The organism is Pseudomonas sp. xss_2 (assembly GCF_043104195.1).
Taxonomy (GTDB): domain Bacteria; phylum Pseudomonadota; class Gammaproteobacteria; order Pseudomonadales; family Pseudomonadaceae; genus Aquipseudomonas; species Aquipseudomonas urmiensis.
Genome location: NZ_JBICKL010000045.1, coordinates 46,460 through 66,494, shown reverse-complemented (window position 1 = coordinate 66,494; position 20,035 = coordinate 46,460). Strand labels below are relative to the sequence as shown.

General features: G+C 62.5%; 18 protein-coding genes. 9 read left to right on the top strand and 9 right to left on the bottom strand.

Features of this window, described 5'->3' with window-relative positions:
• Positions 1 to 350: 350 nt before the first annotated feature.
• From ACF8K2_RS07995 to ACF8K2_RS07975, 5 genes are all read left to right on the top strand, one after another.
• Entirely contained in the window at positions 351 to 1,520 is a 1,170-nt protein-coding gene (locus ACF8K2_RS07995; protein WP_392464224.1) for an acetyl-CoA acetyltransferase, read from the top strand.
• Positions 1,517 to 3,100: an acyl-CoA synthetase gene (locus tag ACF8K2_RS07990; RefSeq protein ID WP_392464223.1), complete on the top strand. Its 1,584-nt coding sequence runs from the start codon at positions 1,517 to 1,519 to the stop codon at positions 3,098 to 3,100. Before ACF8K2_RS07995 ends, ACF8K2_RS07990 begins: the two co-directional genes overlap by 4 nt.
• Positions 3,097 to 3,648, top strand: a complete 552-nt coding sequence (locus tag ACF8K2_RS07985; protein WP_186557754.1) for a hypothetical protein — start codon at positions 3,097 to 3,099, stop codon at positions 3,646 to 3,648. The genes ACF8K2_RS07990 and ACF8K2_RS07985 overlap by 4 nt, the downstream gene beginning before the upstream one ends.
• Positions 3,645 to 4,043 carry a PPC domain-containing DNA-binding protein gene (locus ACF8K2_RS07980; RefSeq protein ID WP_186557755.1) on the top strand — a complete coding sequence of 133 codons (399 nt, stop codon included), beginning with the start codon at positions 3,645 to 3,647 and terminating at the stop codon, positions 4,041 to 4,043. Before ACF8K2_RS07985 ends, ACF8K2_RS07980 begins: the two co-directional genes overlap by 4 nt.
• A 111-nt stretch (positions 4,044 to 4,154) precedes the next feature.
• Positions 4,155 to 5,465 (top strand): OprD family porin, encoded by a 1,311-nt coding sequence (locus ACF8K2_RS07975; RefSeq protein ID WP_392464487.1) that lies wholly within the window; start codon positions 4,155 to 4,157, stop codon positions 5,463 to 5,465.
• A 107-nt stretch (positions 5,466 to 5,572) separates the two neighbouring features.
• On the opposite strand, the gene cysG is transcribed toward ACF8K2_RS07975, so the two are convergent.
• The 6 genes from cysG to ftsK all read right to left on the bottom strand — a co-directional run bounded on the left by cysG (position 5,573) and on the right by ftsK (position 13,077).
• Positions 5,573 to 6,964: a siroheme synthase CysG gene (gene cysG / locus ACF8K2_RS07970; protein ID WP_186557186.1), complete on the bottom strand. Its 1,392-nt coding sequence runs from the start codon at positions 6,962 to 6,964 to the stop codon at positions 5,573 to 5,575.
• Positions 6,965 to 8,245 (bottom strand): serine--tRNA ligase, encoded by a 1,281-nt coding sequence (gene serS / locus ACF8K2_RS07965; RefSeq protein WP_392464222.1) that lies wholly within the window; start codon positions 8,243 to 8,245, stop codon positions 6,965 to 6,967. It abuts the gene before it with no gap.
• Positions 8,246 to 8,270: 25 nt separating this feature from the next.
• On the bottom strand, positions 8,271 to 8,645 hold the full coding sequence (gene crcB / locus ACF8K2_RS07960; RefSeq protein WP_186557188.1) for a fluoride efflux transporter CrcB: 375 nt from the start codon (positions 8,643 to 8,645) through the stop codon (positions 8,271 to 8,273).
• Positions 8,642 to 9,967 (bottom strand): replication-associated recombination protein A, encoded by a 1,326-nt coding sequence (locus ACF8K2_RS07955; protein ID WP_392464221.1) that lies wholly within the window; start codon positions 9,965 to 9,967, stop codon positions 8,642 to 8,644. The genes crcB and ACF8K2_RS07955 overlap by 4 nt, the downstream gene beginning before the upstream one ends.
• Positions 9,968 to 9,979: 12 nt before the next feature.
• Positions 9,980 to 10,603 carry an outer membrane lipoprotein chaperone LolA gene (gene lolA / locus ACF8K2_RS07950; RefSeq protein WP_186557190.1) on the bottom strand — a complete coding sequence of 208 codons (624 nt, stop codon included), beginning with the start codon at positions 10,601 to 10,603 and terminating at the stop codon, positions 9,980 to 9,982.
• A 62-nt stretch (positions 10,604 to 10,665) separates the two neighbouring features.
• A complete protein-coding gene (gene ftsK, locus ACF8K2_RS07945) occupies positions 10,666 to 13,077 on the bottom strand; it encodes a DNA translocase FtsK (protein WP_186557191.1) in 2,412 nt (803 codons plus the stop codon).
• Positions 13,078 to 13,507: 430 nt separating this feature from the next.
• On the opposite strand from ftsK, the gene aat reads away from it, so the two are divergent.
• The 3 genes from aat (at position 13,508) to infA (ending at position 15,274) form a co-directional block, all read left to right on the top strand.
• Positions 13,508 to 14,188 carry a leucyl/phenylalanyl-tRNA--protein transferase gene (gene aat, locus ACF8K2_RS07940; protein ID WP_186557192.1) on the top strand — a complete coding sequence of 227 codons (681 nt, stop codon included), beginning with the start codon at positions 13,508 to 13,510 and terminating at the stop codon, positions 14,186 to 14,188.
• 56 nt (positions 14,189 to 14,244) lie between these two features.
• Positions 14,245 to 14,952, top strand: coding sequence for an arginyltransferase (locus ACF8K2_RS07935; protein ID WP_264233180.1), 708 nt, complete (start codon positions 14,245 to 14,247; stop codon positions 14,950 to 14,952).
• 103 nt (positions 14,953 to 15,055) lie between these two features.
• The gene (gene infA, locus ACF8K2_RS07930; RefSeq protein ID WP_002553999.1) at positions 15,056 to 15,274 is read left to right on the top strand and encodes a translation initiation factor IF-1; all 219 of its coding nucleotides are present in this window, start codon (positions 15,056 to 15,058) and stop codon (positions 15,272 to 15,274) included.
• Positions 15,275 to 15,449: 175 nt separating this feature from the next.
• Here infA and clpA read toward each other — a convergent pair whose 3' ends face one another.
• Both clpA and clpS read right to left on the bottom strand, forming a co-directional pair.
• The gene (gene clpA, locus ACF8K2_RS07925; RefSeq protein WP_186557194.1) at positions 15,450 to 17,720 is read right to left on the bottom strand and encodes an ATP-dependent Clp protease ATP-binding subunit ClpA; all 2,271 of its coding nucleotides are present in this window, start codon (positions 17,718 to 17,720) and stop codon (positions 15,450 to 15,452) included.
• 30 nt (positions 17,721 to 17,750) lie between these two features.
• Positions 17,751 to 18,113, bottom strand: coding sequence for an ATP-dependent Clp protease adapter ClpS (gene clpS / locus ACF8K2_RS07920; RefSeq protein WP_119140441.1), 363 nt, complete (start codon positions 18,111 to 18,113; stop codon positions 17,751 to 17,753).
• 230 nt (positions 18,114 to 18,343) lie between these two features.
• Between clpS and cspD the strand changes: the two genes are divergently transcribed.
• Positions 18,344 to 18,598: a cold shock domain-containing protein CspD gene (cspD, locus tag ACF8K2_RS07915; RefSeq protein ID WP_392464220.1), complete on the top strand. Its 255-nt coding sequence runs from the start codon at positions 18,344 to 18,346 to the stop codon at positions 18,596 to 18,598.
• Positions 18,599 to 18,677: 79 nt separating this feature from the next.
• Here the strand turns inward: cspD and icd are convergent, their stop codons facing one another.
• Complete coding sequence (gene icd / locus ACF8K2_RS07910) at positions 18,678 to 19,934, bottom strand: NADP-dependent isocitrate dehydrogenase (RefSeq protein ID WP_392464219.1); 1,257 nt, start codon at positions 19,932 to 19,934, stop codon at positions 18,678 to 18,680.
• Positions 19,935 to 20,035: the final 101 nt, after the last annotated feature.

The window sequence follows — 20,035 nt, the reverse complement described above, 5'->3', positions numbered from 1 at the left end:
AGCGACGATGCAGGTGTTGTTAGCAATACGGGTGCCATTGCTCGCCAGCACCTACGCGCAGCGCTGTGCAAACACCCCAGAAGCTATTCAAGCCTATGTTTTAGCTAGCAAATAAAATTTCACTCGGCGGGCAGTGACAGTGTGATCGAGCAGGCATCCGCGGCGCTTGGGTGTAACAGGTGTCTCCTTGAACTGTCGCCTGCGCGGCCAAGGCGACACCTGTAGGCGGCTAAACGCTACCAATGGACACCCCGGGCACGCGCCAAAGCCTCAACGCAGACGCCTCGAAACGACCTTGGCACCACCCTTGCTATCGACCTCGCACTCTCCATCAAGCGAGGACGCACCTCATGGATTCGCCTGTTATCAGCGGCTGGTACCACTCCGCCTTCGGCAAGTTTGCCGATATCGACCCCGAGCAGATGATGGCCGACGCCGCCATCGGCGCCCTCAGCCACGCCCGCCTCGATGCCGAGCAGATCGACTCGGTGCATGTCGGCCATTTCAATGCTGGCCTGATCTACCAGGACTTCCCCTCCGCACTGTTGGCCAACCACCTGCCGGCGCTGCGCTTCACCCCTTCGGTGCGGGTGGAAAACGCCTGCTCGACAGGCTCGGCAGCGATCCATTCGGCATTGCAGGCGGTGCTCAGCGGGCAATCCCGGCATGCGCTGGTGGTGGGCTTTGAAAAGATGAACGGCCTGCCCACCGCCGAGGTCGGCAAGATCCTGCTCAAGTGCTGTTATGCCCGCGAGGAAGCGCAGATCGAAAATGGCTTTGCCGGCGTGTTCGGCAACATCGCCCAGGCCTACTTCCAGCGCTATGGCGATCAGTCCGATGCGCTGGCCATGATCGCAGCCAAGAACCACGCCAACGGCGCGCTCAACCCCTTCGCGCACATGCGCCGCGATGTTGGCTTCGACTTCTGCCGCACCCCCTCGGAGAAAAACCCATTTGTCGCCGGCCCGCTCAAGCGCAGTGACTGCTCGCTGATCACCGATGGCGCGGCCGCGCTGGTGATCAGCCGGGTCGACGCGCTGAACGGCCAGCAACACGCCGTGCGCTTTCGCGCAGCGGTCCAGGTCAATGACTATCTGCCGCTGTCGCGGCGCGACCCGACGGTTTTTGAAGGTGCGGCGCGGGCCTGGCAGCAGGCCCTGGCGCACGCCGAGCTGACGCTGGCGGACCTGTCGCTGGTGGAAACCCACGACTGCTTCACCATCGCCGAACTGCTCGAATACGAGGCCATGGGCCTGGCCGAACGCGGCCAGGGCGCACGGGTCATCGCCGAAGGCATCAGCCGCAAGGACGGCCGCCTGCCGATCAACCCTTCGGGCGGGCTCAAGTCCAAGGGCCATCCGATCGGCGCCAGTGGCGTGTCGATGCACGTGATGGCCGCCATGCAGCTGACGGGCCAGGCCGGCGACATGCAGCTGCCTCGGGCTGACCGCGCCGGCGTGTTCAACATGGGCGGCGCAGCGGTTACCAATTACGTGAGCATCCTGGAGGCCGTGCAATGATCAGCGGTATCGACAATGTGATGAACCTGGGCGAATTGCTTGCCCAGATCGCCCGCCGCTTGCCCGACGCGCCGGGCTTCATCCACGCAGGGCAAAGCTACAGCTGGCGCCAGTTGCTGACCCGGGTCGACAGCGTTGCCGCGGCATTGCGCGCGCGCGGGCTGGGCAAGGGTGATCGCCTGCTGGTGCATTCGCGCAACAACCTGCAGTTGTTCGAGAGCGCCTGGGTGGCGTTTCGCCTAGGCATGGTGTGGGTGCCCACCAACGTGCGCATCACCCCGCCTGAGGCGGCCTACCTGGGCAGTTCAAGTGGCGCGGTGGCGATGCTCTACGACGAAGGCATGGCGCATTACGTCGACGCCGTACGCGCGGCCTCCCCTGCCTTGCAACAGCTCATCGCCATCGGCGCGCCGCGTACAGGCGAGCTGAGCTATGACGCGCTGCTCGATGAGGGCGCCGCGCTGCAAGCGGATTTCCGCCCAGCCGAAGTGACTTATCACGACCCGCTGTGGTTCTTCTATACCTCCGGCACCACCGGCCACCCCAAGGCCGGAGTGCTGACCCACGGCCAAATGGCCTTCGTGATCAACAACCACCTGGCCGATCTGATGCCTGGGCTGAACGCACAATCGCGCTCGCTGGTGCTCGCACCGCTGTCCCACGGCGCTGGCATCCATGCACTGATCAACGTCGCCCGCGGCGCCGCCTGCGTGCTGCCCGCCAGTGACCGACTCGACTGCGACGAGGCCTGGCGTCTGGTCCAGGAGCACCGGATAGATAACCTGTTCACCGTGCCGACCATCGTCAAGATGCTCACCGAAGACCCGGCCGTCGAGCGCTACGACCACAGCAGCCTGCGCTATGTGATCTATGCCGGCGCGCCGATGTACCGCGCCGATCAGTGCCACGCCCTGCGTACCCTGGGCAAGGTGCTGGTGCAGTACTACGGCCTGGGCGAGGTCACCGGCAACATCACCGTGCTACCTGCCGACTGCCACGACGCCGAGGACGGGCCGCAGGCCAAAGTCGGCTCTTGCGGCTACCCGCGCACCGGCATGCAGGTGGCGATCCTCGATGAGCACGGCAATCAACTGCCCACCGGCAGCGATGGAGAAATCTGCGTGCGCGGCCCGGCGGTGTTTGCCGGCTACTACAACAACCCCGAGGCCAACGCGGCGTGCTTTCGTTTTGGCTGGTTCCACACCGGCGACCTCGGCCACCTCGACGAGCAGGGCTACCTGTTCATCACCGGCCGCGCTTCGGACATGTACATCTCCGGCGGCTCCAACGTCTACCCACGGGAAATCGAAGAAGCCCTGCTCACCCATCCGGCGGTCAACGAAGTTGCCGTGCTCGGGCTACCTGACGAGAAATGGGGTGAATGTGGCTGTGCGGTGATCGTGGTCACAGCCGAGGTCAGCGACGAGCAGCTGCTGGCTCATTTGCAGCCGCGCCTGGCTCGCTACAAATGGCCCAAGCGCTTCGTGCGCTGGTCGCAAATGCCCAAGTCGGGCTACGGCAAGATCGTCAAGAAGCAGATCCGCGCCCTGCTCGAAGCCAGCGAGGAACCTGCCCTATGACCCCGCATTTCGAACAGCGCGCCGGGGTGCGCGTGTTCATTCATGGCGGCGAGCCACAACAGCCGCGCCTGCTGGACTGCGAAGTGCCAGCCAGCGAGGAGCTGCGCGTGGTCCTGCCGCTGGCCTGCAACGTCGCCGAGGGCCTGCTCAAGGTGCTCGAGGGCCGTCGCTATGGTAGCGCGGTCGGGCGCATCCTGTGTGGCGGTGCGGCGCACCTGAGTTATCACCGCATGGTCACCACCCAAGACCAACAGCGGCCCTACGACTATGGCCAAGCGGTGGTCCTCGATGGCTACATCACCTTCGTCAGCGGCGCGCTGACGGTCGGCCGCGACGCCGCTGGAGCACCGCTGCTGCACTGCCACGCAGGCTTTCTCGACCGCGATGGCCAGCAGCATGGCGGCCACCTGGTGCTCGACCGGCTGATCGTCGGCAGCGAACCGCTGGTGCTGCGCTTGTGCTTGTTCGATCAGGTCGCCTATCAGGTCCAGCCCGACGCTGAAACCCACTTCAACCTGCTCCATCCGGTGTTCCAGGAGGCGTCATGAACCTTGCAGCAACCCAGGCTGAATCCCAGGTACAAAGCGGCCGCCTGGGCCGCTTGGTGGTGGCCCGGCTCAAGCCCAACGAAGACATCATCGACAGCGCCGAGGCGCTCTGTGCCAGCCACGGCATCAGCCTGGCGGTAGTACGCGGCGGGCTGGGCAGCCTGATCGACGCCGAGCTGCACTACCTGGGCCGCAGTGGCATGCAGGACATCCACGTGCCGGGGCCAGGAGTGGAGATCCTCAGCCTCAGCGGCGAGATCGCCCTGGGCGAAAGCCGCCTGCAAGCAGTGGTGGCCGACGCCGACGGCAATATCTTCGCCGGCAGGCTGCAACGAGGCCGCAACCTGTCGTTCATCACCATCGAGCTGACCTTGCAGGAATGGCTGCCTGATTGAGCCAGACCTCTCTAACAGTTTCACCCGGGCGTGAGCGCGCCCGGCCAACTTGCGCCTGTGTTCTGGGCGCCTCCCCGCATCAGGAAAACAACAATGACAACAAAGCCCTTCATGCACCTTTCCCTGCTGACCGCCACCAGCGCCCTGCTGGTTCCCGCCGCCCAAGCGGACTTCATCGGCGACAGCAAGGCCACACTGACGTTGCGCAACTACTATTTCAACAACGATTTCCGTGACCGCCCAGGCGCCGCCGGGCAGAGCAAGACCGCCGAATGGGCGCAAGGTTTTCTGCTCGACTACAAGTCAGGCTTTACCGACGGTACCGTCGGCTTTGGTGTCGATGCACTGGGCCTGCTGGGGGTACGCCTGGATGGCGGCGCGGGTAATCATCGCGGCAGCTCGATGATTCCGGACGACAGCGATGGCAGCGCCGTGGACGAATGGAGCCGGCTGGGGGTGACCGGCAAGCTACGTTTTTCCAAGACCGAGGCGCGCTATGGCACCTTGCAGCCGAAGCTGCCGATCCTGGTGGCCAACGATGGGCGGGTATTACCGCAGACCTTCGAAGGCGGGATGATCACCTCGCAGGAGCTCGATGGCCTGACATTGACGGGCGGACGCCTTGAGCACACCACTGGGCGCGGCTCGACCAATCGCTCCGGGCTGGCGGTGGCCGGTGGCACCCAGCAGAGCAACCAGTTCCTGTTTGCCGGCGCCGATTACCAGCTGACCAAGGCGCTCAAGCTGCAGTACTACGCCGCCCAGCTGGAAGACTACTACGTGCAGCACTTTGGTGGCCTGGTGCATGTCTGGGCGCTGGCGGACAACCAGTCACTGACCACCGACCTGCGTTACTTCAAGACCGATGCCGATGGCCGCAACGACTCAGCGGCAGGCCGTGCCGATGGCTATCAGGTGAGCGGGCTGGCCGACACCCCGGGCAAGATCGACAACGACACCTGGAGCGCCATGTTCACCTATGCCCTGGGTGGGCACTCAGTGTTGCTTGGCCATCAACGGGTTTCCGACAGTGGCAACTTCGTCCAGCTCAACCAGGGCAATACCGGTGAGGGCGCGGCAGGGTCGAGCATCTACCTGTTCACCGACCGCCTGGTAACCAGCTTCACCCGTGCCGGCGAGCGCACCACGTTTGGCCAGTATGGCTATAACTTCGCCGCGCTCGGCGTACCGGGGCTGATGGCTTCGGTGACGTATTTGAAGGGGACCAACATCCGCATGGCCACAGGCGGCGATGAGAAAGAATGGGAACGGGACATTGCCTTGGATTACGTGGTGCAAAGCGGAACATTCAAGGGGCTGGCGTTCAGCTGGCGCAATGGGATGCTGCGCAGTGGCGTGCCCAGCGAATGGAATCAGGACCAGAACCGGCTGATGGTGAGCTACTCGCTGCCACTATTCTGACCCCATAACATCACGTGGGAGCGGGCTTGCCCCGCGATAGCTCCAGGTCAGGCAACGATGTTGCTGGTTATGAAGCTATCGCGGGGCAAGCCCGCTCCCACGATGTTTCAGACCTGCTGCGAGCCTTCAAACCATGCTAGTTTCTCGCGCAACTGCACCACTTCGCCAACAATCACCAGGGTCGGCGCATGCACTTCGTGACGCGCCACCAGCTCTGGCAAATCTGCCAGGGTGCCGGTGAACACCCGCTGATTGCGCGTGGTGCCCTGCTGGATCAGCGCCGCTGGGGTGCTGGCAGCGCGGCCATGGCGGATCAATTCGGCGCAAATGGTCGGCAGGCCAACCAAGCCCATGTAGAACACCAGGGTCTGCGCCGGCGCCACCAGGTCATCCCACGGCAGGTTGCTGGTGCCATCCTTCAGGTGCCCGGTGACGAAGCGCACCGACTGGGCATAGTCGCGGTGAGTCAGTGGAATTCCGCCATAGGCAGAGCATCCACTGGCCGCGGTAATCCCCGGCACCACCTGGAACGGGATGCCCTGCTCGGCCAGCTCTTCGATCTCTTCGCCACCGCGGCCGAAGATGAACGGATCACCGCCCTTCAACCGCAGCACACGCTTGCCCTGCTTGGCCAGGTCGACCAGCAGCTGGTTGATCTTTTCCTGCGGCACAGCATGATCGGCGCGGCGCTTGCCGACATAGATGCGCTCGGCATCTCGCCGGCACATCTCGATGATCGCCGGTGCCACCAAACGGTCGTACAACACCACGTCCGCCTGCTGCATCAGGCGCAAGGCGCGGAAGGTCAGCAGGTCCGGATCACCGGGGCCGGCGCCGACCAGATACACCTCACCGCCCTGCTGCATCGGCGCGCCATCGACCATCGCCTGCAACAAGCGCTCAGCTTCGGCGCCCTGCCCGGCCAATTGGCGCTCGGCAATCGGCCCTTGGAATACTGTCTCCCAGAAGCCGCGACGCTGATTGACGTCCGGGTACAGTGACTTGACCTTGTGCCGAAAGCGCGCGGCCAAACCGGCCAACTCGCCATACGCCGAAGGAATCCAGGCTTCCAGCTTGGCCCGGATCAAGCGGGCCAGCACCGGCGCATCGCCACCGCTGGACACCGCCACCACCAGGGGCGAACGGTCGACGATTGCGGGGAAGATCACCGTGCACAAGGCCGGTGCATCCACCACATTGACTGGCAGGCTACGGGCCTGGGCCTCGGCCGATACCTGGGCATTGAGCGCAGGGTCGTCGGTGGCGGCGATCACCAGCCGGCAACCGTCCAGGTCGGCGACCTGATAGCCACGCACACGGACGTCACCGCCACCCTCGCGGGCCAAGGCGGCAAGCTCACCATCGACTTCAGGCGCGACCACCCGCAACGCGGCGCCGGCATCGGCCAGCAGGCGCGCTTTGCGCAAGGCAATCTCGCCACCGCCGACGACCAGCACGCGGCCGCCCTGCAGCTTGTGGAACAGCGGCAGGTAATCCATTTAGCCGATGACCTCGACGCCACCCATGTACGGCTTGAGCACCTCCGGCACGCGGATCGACCCGTCGGCCTGCTGGTAGTTCTCCAGCACCGCGACCAGCGTCCGGCCGACTGCCAGGCCCGAGCCATTCAAGGTGTGCACCAGCTCCGGCTTTCCGGTTTCCGGGTTACGCCAGCGCGCTTGCATCCGGCGCGCCTGGAAGTCGCCGCAGTTGGAGCAGGAGCTGATCTCGCGGTACTTGTCCTGGCTCGGCACCCACACTTCCAGATCGTAGGTTTTCACAGCGCCGAAGCCCATGTCGCCGGTGCACAGGGCCAACACGCGGTATGGCAGCTCCAGCAACTGCAGGACCCGCTCGGCGTTGGCGGTCAGGCCTTCCAGGGCTTGCATGGACTTGGACGGCTCGACGATTTGCACCATCTCGACCTTGTCGAACTGATGCTGGCGGATCATGCCGCGGGTATCACGGCCCGAAGCGCCGGCTTCGCTACGGAAGCAAGGGGTGTGGGCAACCAGCTTGAGCGGCAGCTGCTTGGCGTCGATGATCTCGCCAGCCACCAGGTTGGTCAGCGACACTTCGGCGGTGGGGATCAGATAGAAATCGGCTTCGCCTTCGCGGCTGATCTTGAACAGGTCTTCCTCGAACTTGGGCAGCTGGCCAGTACCTTGCAGGGCCGGGGCCTGGACCAGGTACGGGGTGTAGTGCTCCTGGTAACCGTGTTCGCCGGTGTGCAGGTTGATCATGAACTGCGCCAGGGCGCGGTGCAGGCGCGCGATCGGACCGCGCAGCACGGCAAAGCGCGCACCCGAGAGCTTGGCCGCCGCTTCGAAGTCCAGGCCGCCGCTGATCTCGCCCAGGGCGACGTGGTCCTTGATCTCGAAATCGAACGCCTTCGGCGTGCCCCAACGGCGCACTTCGACGTTGTCGTCTTCGCTGGCACCGACCGGCACGGTGGCGTCCGGCAGGTTGGGGATGGTCAGCAGGATGCCGTCCAGCTCGGCCTGGATGGCGTCCAGCTCGCTCTTGCCCTCGGTCAGCTCGTTGGCCATGCGCTCAACGTCTGCCATCAGCGGGGCGATGTCTTCTCCCTTGGCCTTGGCCTGGCCGATGGACTTGGAACGGGCGTTACGCTCGGCTTGCAGCTGCTCGGTGCGGGTCTGCACGGCCTTGCGGCGTTCTTCCAGTGATTCGATGCGCGCGACATCCAGGCTGAAGCCACGGGAGGCAAGGCGATCCGCCACTTCCTGAAGTTGGCCGCGTAACAGTTTGGCATCGAGCATATCGTTCTCTCGTTATGTGTGTGGTTCAGAATTTGGTTAAAGACAGGCCGGCCCAGGTCGCGAGCAGCCCGCCAAACACGCTAATACCGGTATAGCCCAGGGCGAGCGGTATCTGCCCGTTTTCCAACAGGCGCACGGTATCCAGCGAAAAAGAAGAAAAGGTCGTCAGGCCGCCGAGAAAGCCGACGATCAGCCCGGCGCGCAGCTCGACCGGCACCAAGGGCTTGTGCAGAAACAGGCCGTAGAGCAGGCCGATCAGCAGGCAGCCAATCAGGTTGACCGCCAGCGTACCGAGATAGAAGTGCCGTGGCCAGTTGGCGCTGACCCAGTTGCTGGTGGCAAAGCGCAGCAGCGTACCGGCCACGCCGCCCGCGCTGACGGCGGCTATCAGGGCGATCATGGTTTTCTCCGCTGACGGGGGCTAAGGCGGTCGAGCTCGGCCAGGTGGCGCAGTTTCTCGCCGATTTTCAACTCCAGGCCACGCGGCACCGGCTGATAATAGGCGCGCGGTTCAAGGGCTTCGGGGAAGTAGTCTTCGCCTGCGGCGTAGGCGTCCGGCTCATCGTGGGCGTAACGGTATTCTTCGCCATAGCCCAGCTGCTTCATCAGCTTGGTCGGGGCGTTGCGCAGGTGCAGCGGCACTTCCAGCGAACCGTGCTCGGCCGCCTCGCGCAGGGCGGTCTTGAAGCCGACGTAGACTGCGTTGCTCTTCGGCGCACAGGCGATGTAGGTGATGGCCTGGGCCACTGCCAATTCGCCCTCGGGGCTGCCCAGGCGCTCTTGCACATCCCACGCAGCCAGGCACAGGCTCAGCGCGCGCGGGTCGGCGTTGCCGATGTCTTCGCTGGCCATGCGCACCACGCGGCGGGCGATGTACAGCGGATCGCAGCCGCCGTCGAGCATGCGCGCGAACCAATACAGCGCGCCGTCGGGGTTGGAGCCGCGTACCGACTTGTGCAACGCCGAGATCTGGTCGTAGAACGCCTCGCCACCTTTGTCGAAACGTCGCCGGCTGTCACCGAGCAGGCTTTGCAACAACTCGACGCCGATCTCGCTCCCGTCTTCGGCCAGGTCAGAGGCGTTCTCGAGGAAATTGAGCATGCGCCGGCCATCGCCATCGGCGGCGGCCATGAGCATCTTGAAGGCCTCATCGCCCACCGTCAGCTGACGCTTGCCCAGCCCACGCTCCTCGTTCAGGGCGCGGTCGACCAGCTTGCGCAGCGCTTGTTCATCCAGGCTCTTGAGCACATACACCCGCGCCCGCGAAAGCAAGGCGTTGTTCAGCTCGAACGACGGGTTCTCGGTGGTGGCGCCAATGAAGATCAGCGTGCCATCTTCGACAAACGGCAGGAACGCATCCTGCTGAGACTTGTTGAAGCGGTGCACTTCATCGACGAACAAAATGGTCCGCCGGCCATACTGGGCGGCCTGCTGCTTGGCCACCTCGACCGCCTGGCGAATCTCCTTGACCCCAGCCAGCACCGCCGAGACGGTCTCGAAGTGGGCGTCACAGAACTGCGCCAGCAGCCGCGCCAGGGTGGTCTTGCCCACCCCAGGCGGGCCCCAGAAGATCATCGAGTGCAGCGCACCCTGCTCCAGCGCCTCACGCAGCGGCTTGCCGCGGGCCAGCAGGTGCTCCTGGCCGACGTACTCGTCCAGGTTGGACGGACGCAGACGAGCGGCCAGGGGCTGGGCGACGGGTTCGCTTCGAAACAGGTCCATGACGCTCTCTGGTTATTCCTGGATGACGTCCGCGCCAGCCGGGATCTTGAACTGGAACTTGTCCGCCGGGACCGCCTGGTTGGCCTTGACCCCATTGAACAGGATATTGGTGCGCTGGCCGACGCTGTCGATCAGTTGCATATCGTTGATCAAGCCTCTACGGAACGACACGCGCAGCGAGTCGAACAGGGTGTCCTTGGTCTTGGGCTTCAAGGTGAAGTCCATGACTTCTCCCTGCTCCTTGGAGGTGATATCGAAGCTCTGGCTGATCTTCGACACATCGCCCGAGAGCAGCAGCGCTGGGGTCTGGTTCAAGCGCACGTCGAGCTTCTTGACGGTCGCCTGTTCCAGGTCCGGGTCCCACAGGGTGACGTTCTTGCCATCGGACACCACCACCTGCTCGGCCGGAGCATCGGTGTGCCAGTAGAACAGGCCAGGACGCTTGACGGTCATCTTGCCAGTGGTTTCCTGCAGGCTGGTGCCGCCGGCATCCAGGGTCAGCTGGGAGAAATTGGCCTCGATGGTCTGCGACTTTTCCAGCAATTGGGTCAGGCGTTGCACGTCCTGCTCAGCGGCGTAAGCCGATGCGCAACCCAGGGTCATGGCAGAAACCAACAGCATGCGAATCGCGCGCATGTTAATCCTCATTGAGCATTGAAGAAGCCGGGCGCCACCGTTGGCGCCCGGCAAGGTGATCATCAGTCGCGCGGGCCGCCTGGGGCAATCACTTCCCGCGAGCCGTTGCTGTTCATCGGCGTGACCACGCCGGCCATCTCCATCGACTCGATCATCCGCGCAGCGCGGTTGTAGCCGATCTTGAGCTTGCGCTGGACCGCCGAGATCGAGGCGCGGCGGCTTTCCAGCACGAACTGCACAGCTTCGTCATACAGCGCATCGGTTTCGGCATCGTCGCCGTCGCCCCCGCCGCTGCCACCGTCGAAGCCGCTGCCGGCTTCTTCGACGCCGTTGAGAATGTCGTCGTTGTAGTCAGGAGCGCCGCGCAGTTTCCACGCTTCGACCACCCGGTGCACCTCGTCGTCGGAGACGAACGCGCCATGCACGCGGATTGGCAGGCTAGTGCCTGGCGGCATGTAGAGCATGTCACCGTGCCCCAGCAACTGCTCGGCGCCGCCCTGGTCGATGATGGTCCGCGAGTCGATCTTGCTCGATACCTGGAACGCCATCCGCGTCGGGATGTTGGCCTTGATCAGGCCGGTGATCACATCCACCGACGGACGCTGGGTAGCGAGGATCAAGTGGATACCAGCAGCCCGCGCCTTCTGGGCGATACGCGCGATCAGCTCTTCGACCTTCTTGCCGACGATCATCATCATGTCGGCGAATTCGTCGACCACCACGACGATGGTCGGCAGGGTTTTCAGCGCAGGTGGCTCGTCGTCCATGCTTTCACGGCGGTACAGCGGGTCGTGGATGACCTCGCCGGCCTCCTGGGCGTCCTTGATCTTGCGGTTGAAGCCGGCCAGGTTACGCACGCCCATGGCCGCCATCAGCTTGTAGCGCCGCTCCATCTCAGCCACGCTCCAGCGCAGGGCGTTGGCAGCGTCTTTCATGTCGGTGACCACAGGGCAAAGCAGGTGCGGAATGCCTTCGTAGATCGACAGTTCGAGCATTTTCGGGTCGATCATGATCAGCCGCGCGTCTTCCGGGCCGGACTTGAACAGGATCGACAGGATCATCGCGTTGACCCCGACCGACTTACCGGAACCGGTGGTACCGGCCACCAACAGGTGCGGCATCTTCGCGAGATCGGTGATTACCGGCTTGCCGCCGATATCGTGGCCCAGGGCCAGGGCTACTGGCGACTTGGCCTCGTCATACTGCGACGACGACAGCACTTCCGAGAAGCGCACCATCTGGCGATTCTCGTTGGGGATCTCGATGCCCACGGTGGTCTTGCCCGGAATCACCTCGACCACCCGCACGCTGGTCACTGCCAGCGAACGCGCAAGGTCCTTGGCCAGGTTGGCGATGCGGCTGACCTTAACGCCCGCGGCCGGCTGGATCTCGTAACGGGTAATCACCGGGCCTGGGTGGATCGAATCGACCGACACCTCGACGCCAAACTCCTTGAGCTTGATTTCCAGCAGGTGGCCGACACCCGCCAACGATTCTGGCGAGTATTCGATCTTCTTCTCTTCGGCCGGATCGAGGATGGAAATCGATGGCAGGGTACCTTCCACGGCGCTGTCGACGAACAACGGCGTCTGTTTTTCCTTCATCACCCGCTTGCTTGGCTCCGGCGCCTTGACCGGGGCCGGCATGATCACCGGCGCCGGCTGCTGCTCGCGCTGGGCGACATGCTTGGTCAACGCCTCGTCGCGCTCGATGATGCGCTCGCGGGCCTTGAGCTGCTCGCGTTTGTCCGCAACTACCGGGGCGACCACTTCGTCGACCTGCTCGTCGACTTCACGCAGTTGGGCGACCAGGCGTTTGCGCTCGTTGCGCGCCTCCCACCAGCGGTTGGCCGCGCCCTGCACCAGTTCGAACAGATCGAGAGTGATCTTGCCGGTCAGGTCCATCACCTTGAACCAGGACAAGTCGGTGAACACGGTCAAGCCGAACAGGAACAGGGCAATGAACATCAGCGTGCTGCCCTGCACGTTGAGCAGGTTGCGCGCCAGATCGCCGAGGCTCTCGCCCAAGGCGCCACCGGCCGAGAACGGCAGGCTCGCCGAAGGGTGGAAATGAATATGCGCCAAGGCCGCGCCCGACAGCACTAGGAACACCAGGCCAATCAGCCGCCAGGAGAACAGCCAGCCGCTCCACTGCCAGGGCTGGTGGCGCTCACGGAAGATCTGCCAGGTCTTGATCGCCAGCAACAACGGGAAGATGTAGGCAAAGTAGCCGAGCACCATGAACAGGATGTCGGCGAAATACGCACCGGCGCGGCCGGCGGCGTTTTGCACCTGCTCGACATTGCTGGTGTGGCTGAAGCCAGGATCGGCCGTGTCGTAGGTCAGCAGCGCCATCCAGAGGTACAGGCACAGGGCACCGACGGCGATCAGCGCACCTTCCTTGAGGCGGTAGTGCAGCTGCTGCCGCCAGAGGGGCACGGGCAGAGGGGGCGGAGTTGCGGTGGATTTCTTCAAAACGCGTCTATTCCTGCGCTTGCTGCGCGTCCAGTAGTGATCGACCCGGTGATCGGTCTGCAAACCACTACTTTTAACATTACTGCCCACTAGCCGCCATGGCGGCACGCCGTAAGGACGTGAACAGGGCAATTTTCCATGCGTGCAATTTGAGCATGCATTTTCTTTTGTGACAAAGGCTTATGCTGTGTTTTTGCACAGGTGTGACAACAAAGCGTCAGGTTGGTGCCAGACGGCGGATAAATGTGTAGGAAATCAGCCATTAGCCCCTCTGCAGTTGCTTCTTCGGGCCTAAGAGTCGACGACAAATCTTGTAGGAGCGGGTTTACCCGCAAACACGCCCACCCAGCCAGCACACACCCATGATTGACCTCGATTTGCAGGCGCGCCATGCTGGTCGCCCTCCCCTCCCCCACCGCACTTGAAGACCATGCTGACCTGGCTGACCCGCGACTCGCTGACCTTCCCGCCTTTGGCAAAGGCCCTGCATGAGCCCAACGGCCTGCTCGCTGCAGGCGGTGACCTGACCCCTGAACGGCTGGTCCGCGCCTACCGCCATGGCTGCTTCCCCTGGTACCAGGATGGCCAGCCGATCCTCTGGTGGTCGCCCGACCCACGTACCGTGCTGTTCCCCGACGAGCTGCACGTGTCGCGCTCGCTGGCCAAGCTGATTCGCCAAGAGCGTTATCAGGTCAGCTTCGATAGCGACTTCGAGGCCGTGATCGCCGCCTGCGCCGCGCCCCGCGACTACGCCGACGGCACCTGGATCACCGACAGCATGCGCGCCGCTTATTGCGAGCTGCACCGGCGCGGCATCGCCCATTCGGTGGAAGTGCGTCAGGACGGCGAGCTGGTCGGCGGCCTGTATGGCCTGGCGATGGGCCGGCTGTTCTTCGGCGAATCGATGTTCAGCCGCGCCGACAACGCCTCCAAAGTCGGCTTCGTGACCCTGGTCGAACACCTGCGCAGCGCAGGGTTCGTGCTGATCGACTGCCAGATGCCGACCAACCACCTACACAGCCTGGGCGCTCGCTCCATCAGCCGCGACAGCTTCGCCGAGTATCTGGCGCGCCACCTCGATCAACCCAACCAGGCCACTTGGGTTCGCTAGGCGAGTTTCCACAGCTGGCTTACACTTAAGGCAAAGCATTGCCCGAGGGGTTGATCATGACAGAGTTGGCGCGGTTGAAGTTTTATGCCACTCAGCCCCACTCCTGCAGCTACCTGCCGGACGAACAGGCCACCACCTTGTTCCTCGACCCTAGCCAGCCGATGGACGTCAACGTGTATGCCGACCTTTCGGAAATGGGCTTTCGTCGCAGTGGCGATCATCTCTATCGCCCGCATTGCCAGAACTGCAATGCCTGCGTGCCGGCGCGCATTCCGGCTGCGCGCTTCATTCCCAACCGCCAGCAACGGCGCATTCTCAAGCGCAATGCCGACTTGACCGTGACGGCCGCGCGCCCGGCATTCAAAGAAGAGTATTTCGACCTCTACCGGCGCTACATCGAGCAGCGCCACAGCGATGGCGATATGTATCCACCCAGCCGCGATCAGTTTTCCACCTTTCTGGTGCGCGATCTGCCATTCTGCTGGTTCTACGAGTTTCGCCTCGAAGGCCGCCTGCTCGCGATAGCAGTCTGCGACCTGCTGCCCAACGGGCTATCGGCGGTATACACCTTCTACGAACCCGACGAAGAGCGCCGCAGCCTGGGCCGTTTTGCCATTCTCTGGCAAATCACCGAAGCGCTGCGGCAAAACCTTGAGGCGGTGTACCTGGGCTACTGGATCAAGAACTGCAAGAAAATGAACTACAAGACCCAGTACCGCCCCATCGAACTGCTGATCAACCAGCGTTGGGTCAGTCTCAATTGAAAGCATTGGCTTGAAACACTATTTTCGGGCATAATCCACGCCACTTTTTTTGCCCGGTGCAGTCACGCGTCGGGCCTACACTGGACACCGAGGGCTTTACTGCATGTCGAAAGAAGACAGCTTCGAAATGGAAGGCACTGTCGTCGACACCCTGCCCAACACCATGTTCCGCGTGGAGTTGGAAAATGGGCACGTCGTAACCGCGCATATCTCTGGCAAGATGCGCAAGAACTACATCCGTATTCTCACTGGCGACAAGGTCCGCGTCGAGCTGACGCCTTACGACCTGAGCAAGGGCCGCATCACCTACCGCGCCCGTTAAGCTCCAGCCACAAAAAAAGCCCGGCCAATGTGCCGGGCTTTTTTGTGACTCATGCGAAACATCAGGCACCGCCATGTAGAAGCAGGCTTGCCCGCGATAGCGCCAGCTCAGACAACCCATTTGCCCTTACTGCCGCCATCGCGGGGCAAGCCCGCTCCCACGTCGGCTTCCAGATCTAGGCCACTTCAGCCGTAGTCTCGAAGTCGAACACCAGCTCGCCGTCACGCAGCTCGACGTGCACCACGCCACCGTGCTCGGACAGCTCACCGAACAGGATCTCCTCGGCCAACGGCCGTTTGATCTTGTCCTGGATAAGCCGCGCCATTGGTCGAGCGCCCATCTGCACGTCATAGCCACTGGCTGCCAGCCAGCCTCGCGCATCATCACTGACCTCAAGCAGCACACGCTTGTCTTCCAACTGGGCCTGCAGTTCGATGAGGAACTTGTCGACGATGCTCTTGATCGTCTCGTGACTCAGGCGACCGAACTGGATGATGGTATCCAGGCGGTTGCGGAATTCCGGCGTGAAGCTCTTGCGGATGACTTCCATCGCATCGGACGCATGGTCCTGATGGGTGAAGCCGATCGAGGCCCGCGCGGCGGTTTCAGCGCCGGCGTTGGTGGTCATGATCAGGATCACGTTGCGGAAGTCCGCCTTGCGCCCGTTGTTGTCGGTCAGGGTACCGTGGTCCATCACCTGCAGCAGCAGGTTGAAGACTTCCGGGTGGGCCTTCTCGATTTCATCGAGCAACAATACGCAGTGCGGTTGCTTGGTGATCGCTTCGGTGAGCAAGCCGCCTTGGTCGAAACCAACATAACCGGGAGGCGCACCGATCAGACGCGATACGGTATGGCGCTCCATGTACTCAGACATGTCAAAGCGCACCAACTCAACGCCCAACGCCTTGGCCAACTGCCGTGCAGCCTCGGTCTTGCCGACCCCAGTAGGCCCGGCGAACAGGAACGAACCGACCGGCTTGTCCGGCGCCTTGAGCCCGGCCCGCGACAACTTGATCGCGGTAGCCAGCGAATCGATCGCCTGGTCCTGACCAAACACGGTCAACTTCAGGTCGCGCTCCAGGTTACGCAGCAACTCCTTGTCGGAGCTGGTGACGTGCTTAGGCGGAATCCGCGCGATCTTGGCGACAATGTCCTCGACCTGGGCCACTTCGATACGCTTGACGCGGTTTTCTTCCGGCTGAAGGCGCTGGTAGGCGCCCGCCTCGTCGATCACGTCGATGGCTTTGTCCGGCATGTGCCGGTCATTGATATAGCGGGCAGCCAGCTCGGCAGCAGCGCGCAGGGCCTCGTCGCTGTACTCGATGTGGTGGTGGGTTTCGAAGCGCCCTTTCAGGCCGCGCAGGATACCTACGGTGTCTTCCACTGATGGTTCGGAGACATCGACCTTCTGGAAGCGCCGCGCCAAGGCCCGGTCCTTCTCGAAGATGCCGCGAAACTCCTGGAAAGTGGTCGAGCCGATGCAGCGGATATCACCCGACGACAACAAGGGCTTGAGCAGGTTGGACGCATCCATCACCCCACCGGAGGCCGCACCGGCACCGATGATGGTGTGAATCTCGTCGATGAACAGGATCGCCTGCGGACGTTTGCGCAGCTCCCCGAGCAGCGCCTTGAAGCGCTTCTCGAAGTCGCCGCGGTACTTGGTCCCGGCCAGCAGCGCGCCCAGATCGAGCGAGTAGACCACGCTCTGCGCCAGCAGGTCAGGCACCTGGCCGTCGACAATGCGCTTGGCCAGGCCTTCGGCGATGGCGGTCTTGCCGACCCCCGCCTCACCGACCAGCAGCGGGTTGTTCTTGCGCCGACGAGCAAGGATCTGCGCGACGCGCTCGACCTCCTGCTCACGCCCCACCAGCGGATCGATCCGCCCCTGACGAGCGAGCTCGTTGAGGTTGCTGGCGTAGGCATCCAAGGGATTGCTCGAAGACGACGTTTCGCCGCCCTCTTCGTCCTGCATGTCCTGGTCGCTGTCGGTATTAGGCCCATGGCCTGGCACCTTGGAGATGCCATGGGCTATGTAGTTGACCACGTCGATGCGGGCCACGCTCTGCTGCTTGAGCAGGAACACCGCCTGGCTTTCCTGTTCGCTGAAGATCGCGACCAGCACATTGGCGCCGGTGACTTCGCGCTTGCCCGAACTTTGCACGTGGAACACGGCGCGTTGCAGCACGCGCTGGAAGCCCAGGGTCGGCTGGGTTTCGCGGTCCTCGTCGTGCACCGGGATCAGCGGCGTAGTGGAATCGATGAACTCCTGCAGGTCGTGCTTGAGCTTGTCGAGATTAGCGCCACAGGCGCGTAGAACGGTTGCGGCCGCCTCATTGTCAAGGAGTGCCAACAGCAAGTGTTCGACGGTCATGAACTCATGACGCTTCGAACGGGCCTCCTTGAAGGCCAGATTGAGGGTGACTTCGAGCTCGCGGTTTAACATAGCTTCACCTCATACCCAAGTGGTCGGCGATTAACCGTCCTTCTCGATTTCACAGAGTAGCGGATGCTGGCTTTCCCTGGCGTATTGGTTGACCTGCATGGCCTTCGTTTCGGCGATGTCGCGGGTAAACAATCCGCACACTGCCCGTCCCTCGGTATGGACGGTCAGCATGATCTTGGTCGCCAGCTCGCGGTTCAAACTAAAGAACGTTTCGAGCACTTCGACGACGAAATCCATCGGCGTGTAGTCATCGTTGAATAAAACCACCTTGTACATCGGTGGCGCCTGCAGGATCGGCTTGGCTTCTTGCACTGCCAGACCGGAGCCATCGTCCTCGTTGGTTTGAGGACGATCCTGATTGAATGTTAGTCGAATCTGACTGTGTGCATGCATGGAAAGAATTTCATCACATCGACAGGTTAAGGTTGTGGGTTGACCGCACAGGCCGCCGCTGGCGCGGGCGCCGCATGACCTTGACTATCGGCAAAACGGTGTTACAACCAATAAGAACCCACCGTGGTCGATAAAGATCCGCGCAGTCAACCAGATTTTTTCGCAAGGTTCGTATGCGGATGACGTGGATGATACTCCAGTGATGGAGTCCTTTGCAGAGGGACATAGGGATGGCAAGCGGTAAAGTCAAGTGGTTCAACAATGCCAAGGGCTACGGATTCATCATTGAGGACGGCAAAGACGAGGATCTATTCGCCCATTACTCGGCGATTCAGATGGACGGTTACAAGACCCTCAAGGCTGGCCAACCGGTGAATTTCGAGATCATCCAAGGCCCCAAAGGCTTGCACGCCGTCAATATCAGCGGTGTCGGCGCCAAGGTCGAACAGCCTGCCGCGCCACCGGCAACGACCGTGACTGCCTGAGCCTGGAGTACCCTGCGTTCTGCCGGTAAAACGAAAAAACCGGTCGCCTGTTTAACCAGGCGACCGGTTTTTGTATGCCTTACATGTGCTTGATCAACGCCTCGCCGAAGCCCGAACTGCCGACCAAGGTCGCGCCGTCCATCAGACGCTCGAAGTCATAGGTCACGGTCTTGGCTGCAATTGCACCGTTGGTGCCCTTGATGATCAGGTCGGCCGCTTCGGTCCAGCCCATGTGCCGCAGCATCATTTCTGCCGAAAGAATCACCGAGCCTGGGTTGACCTTGTCTTGCCCGGCGTACTTGGGCGCGGTGCCGTGGGTGGCCTCGAACATCGCCACGGTATCCGAGAGGTTGGCGCCTGGGGCAATGCCAATCCCGCCGACCTCTGCCGCCAGGGCGTCGGACAGATAATCGCCGTTGAGGTTGAGGGTGGCGATCACGTCATATTCTGCTGGGCGCAGCAGGATCTGCTGGAGCATGGCGTCGGCGATCGCGTCCTTGACCACCACTTCCCTGCCAGTCTTGGGGTTCTTGAACTTCATCCACGGCCCGCCATCGAGCAGCTCTGCGCCAAACTCTTCCTTGGCCACTTCGTAGCCCCAATCCTTGAAGGCGCCCTCGGTGAATTTCATGATGTTGCCCTTGTGCACCAGGGTCAGCGACTGGCGGTCATTGTCGACCACGTATTGCAGGGCCTTGCGCACCAGGCGCTTGGTGCCTTCCTTGGACACCGGTTTGACGCCGATACCGCAATCCTGGTCGAAACGGATCTTGGTGACGCCCATTTCCTCCTTGAGGAACTTGATCACCTTGTTCGCCTCAGGCGAGCCGGCCTTCCACTCGATCCCGGCATAGATGTCCTCGGAGTTCTCACGGAAGATCACCATATCGACATCGCCAGGCTTCTTCACCGGGCTTGGCACACCCTCGAACCACACCACCGGACGCAGGCAGACGTACAGGTCCAGCTGCTGGCGCAGGGCCACGTTAAGTGAACGAATACCCCCACCAACCGGGGTGGTCAGCGGGCCTTTGATCGAGACCACGTAGTCTTTCACCGCATCGAGGGTTTCCTGCGGCAGCCAGGTGTCCTGGTCGTAGACCTGAGTGGCCTTCTCGCCGGCATAGACTTCCATCCAGGCAATCTTGCGCTTGCCGCCATAGGCTTTTTCTACTGCGGCATCCACCACCTTGATCATGACTGGCGAGACATCGACGCCAATCCCATCGCCCTCGATGTAAGGAATGATGGGGTTGTCGGGAACGTTGAGCGAATGGTCTGCATTGACGGTGATCTTGGCGCCGTCGGCCGGAACCTTGATTTTCTGGTAAGCCATGCTTGCACTACTCCGCTTTCGGGTGTGATTGGACATCGTGCGATCCACTGAGCCTAAACCACATCCGCTGACCTGCAAGCTGGTCGCCGAACCTGCGGCAA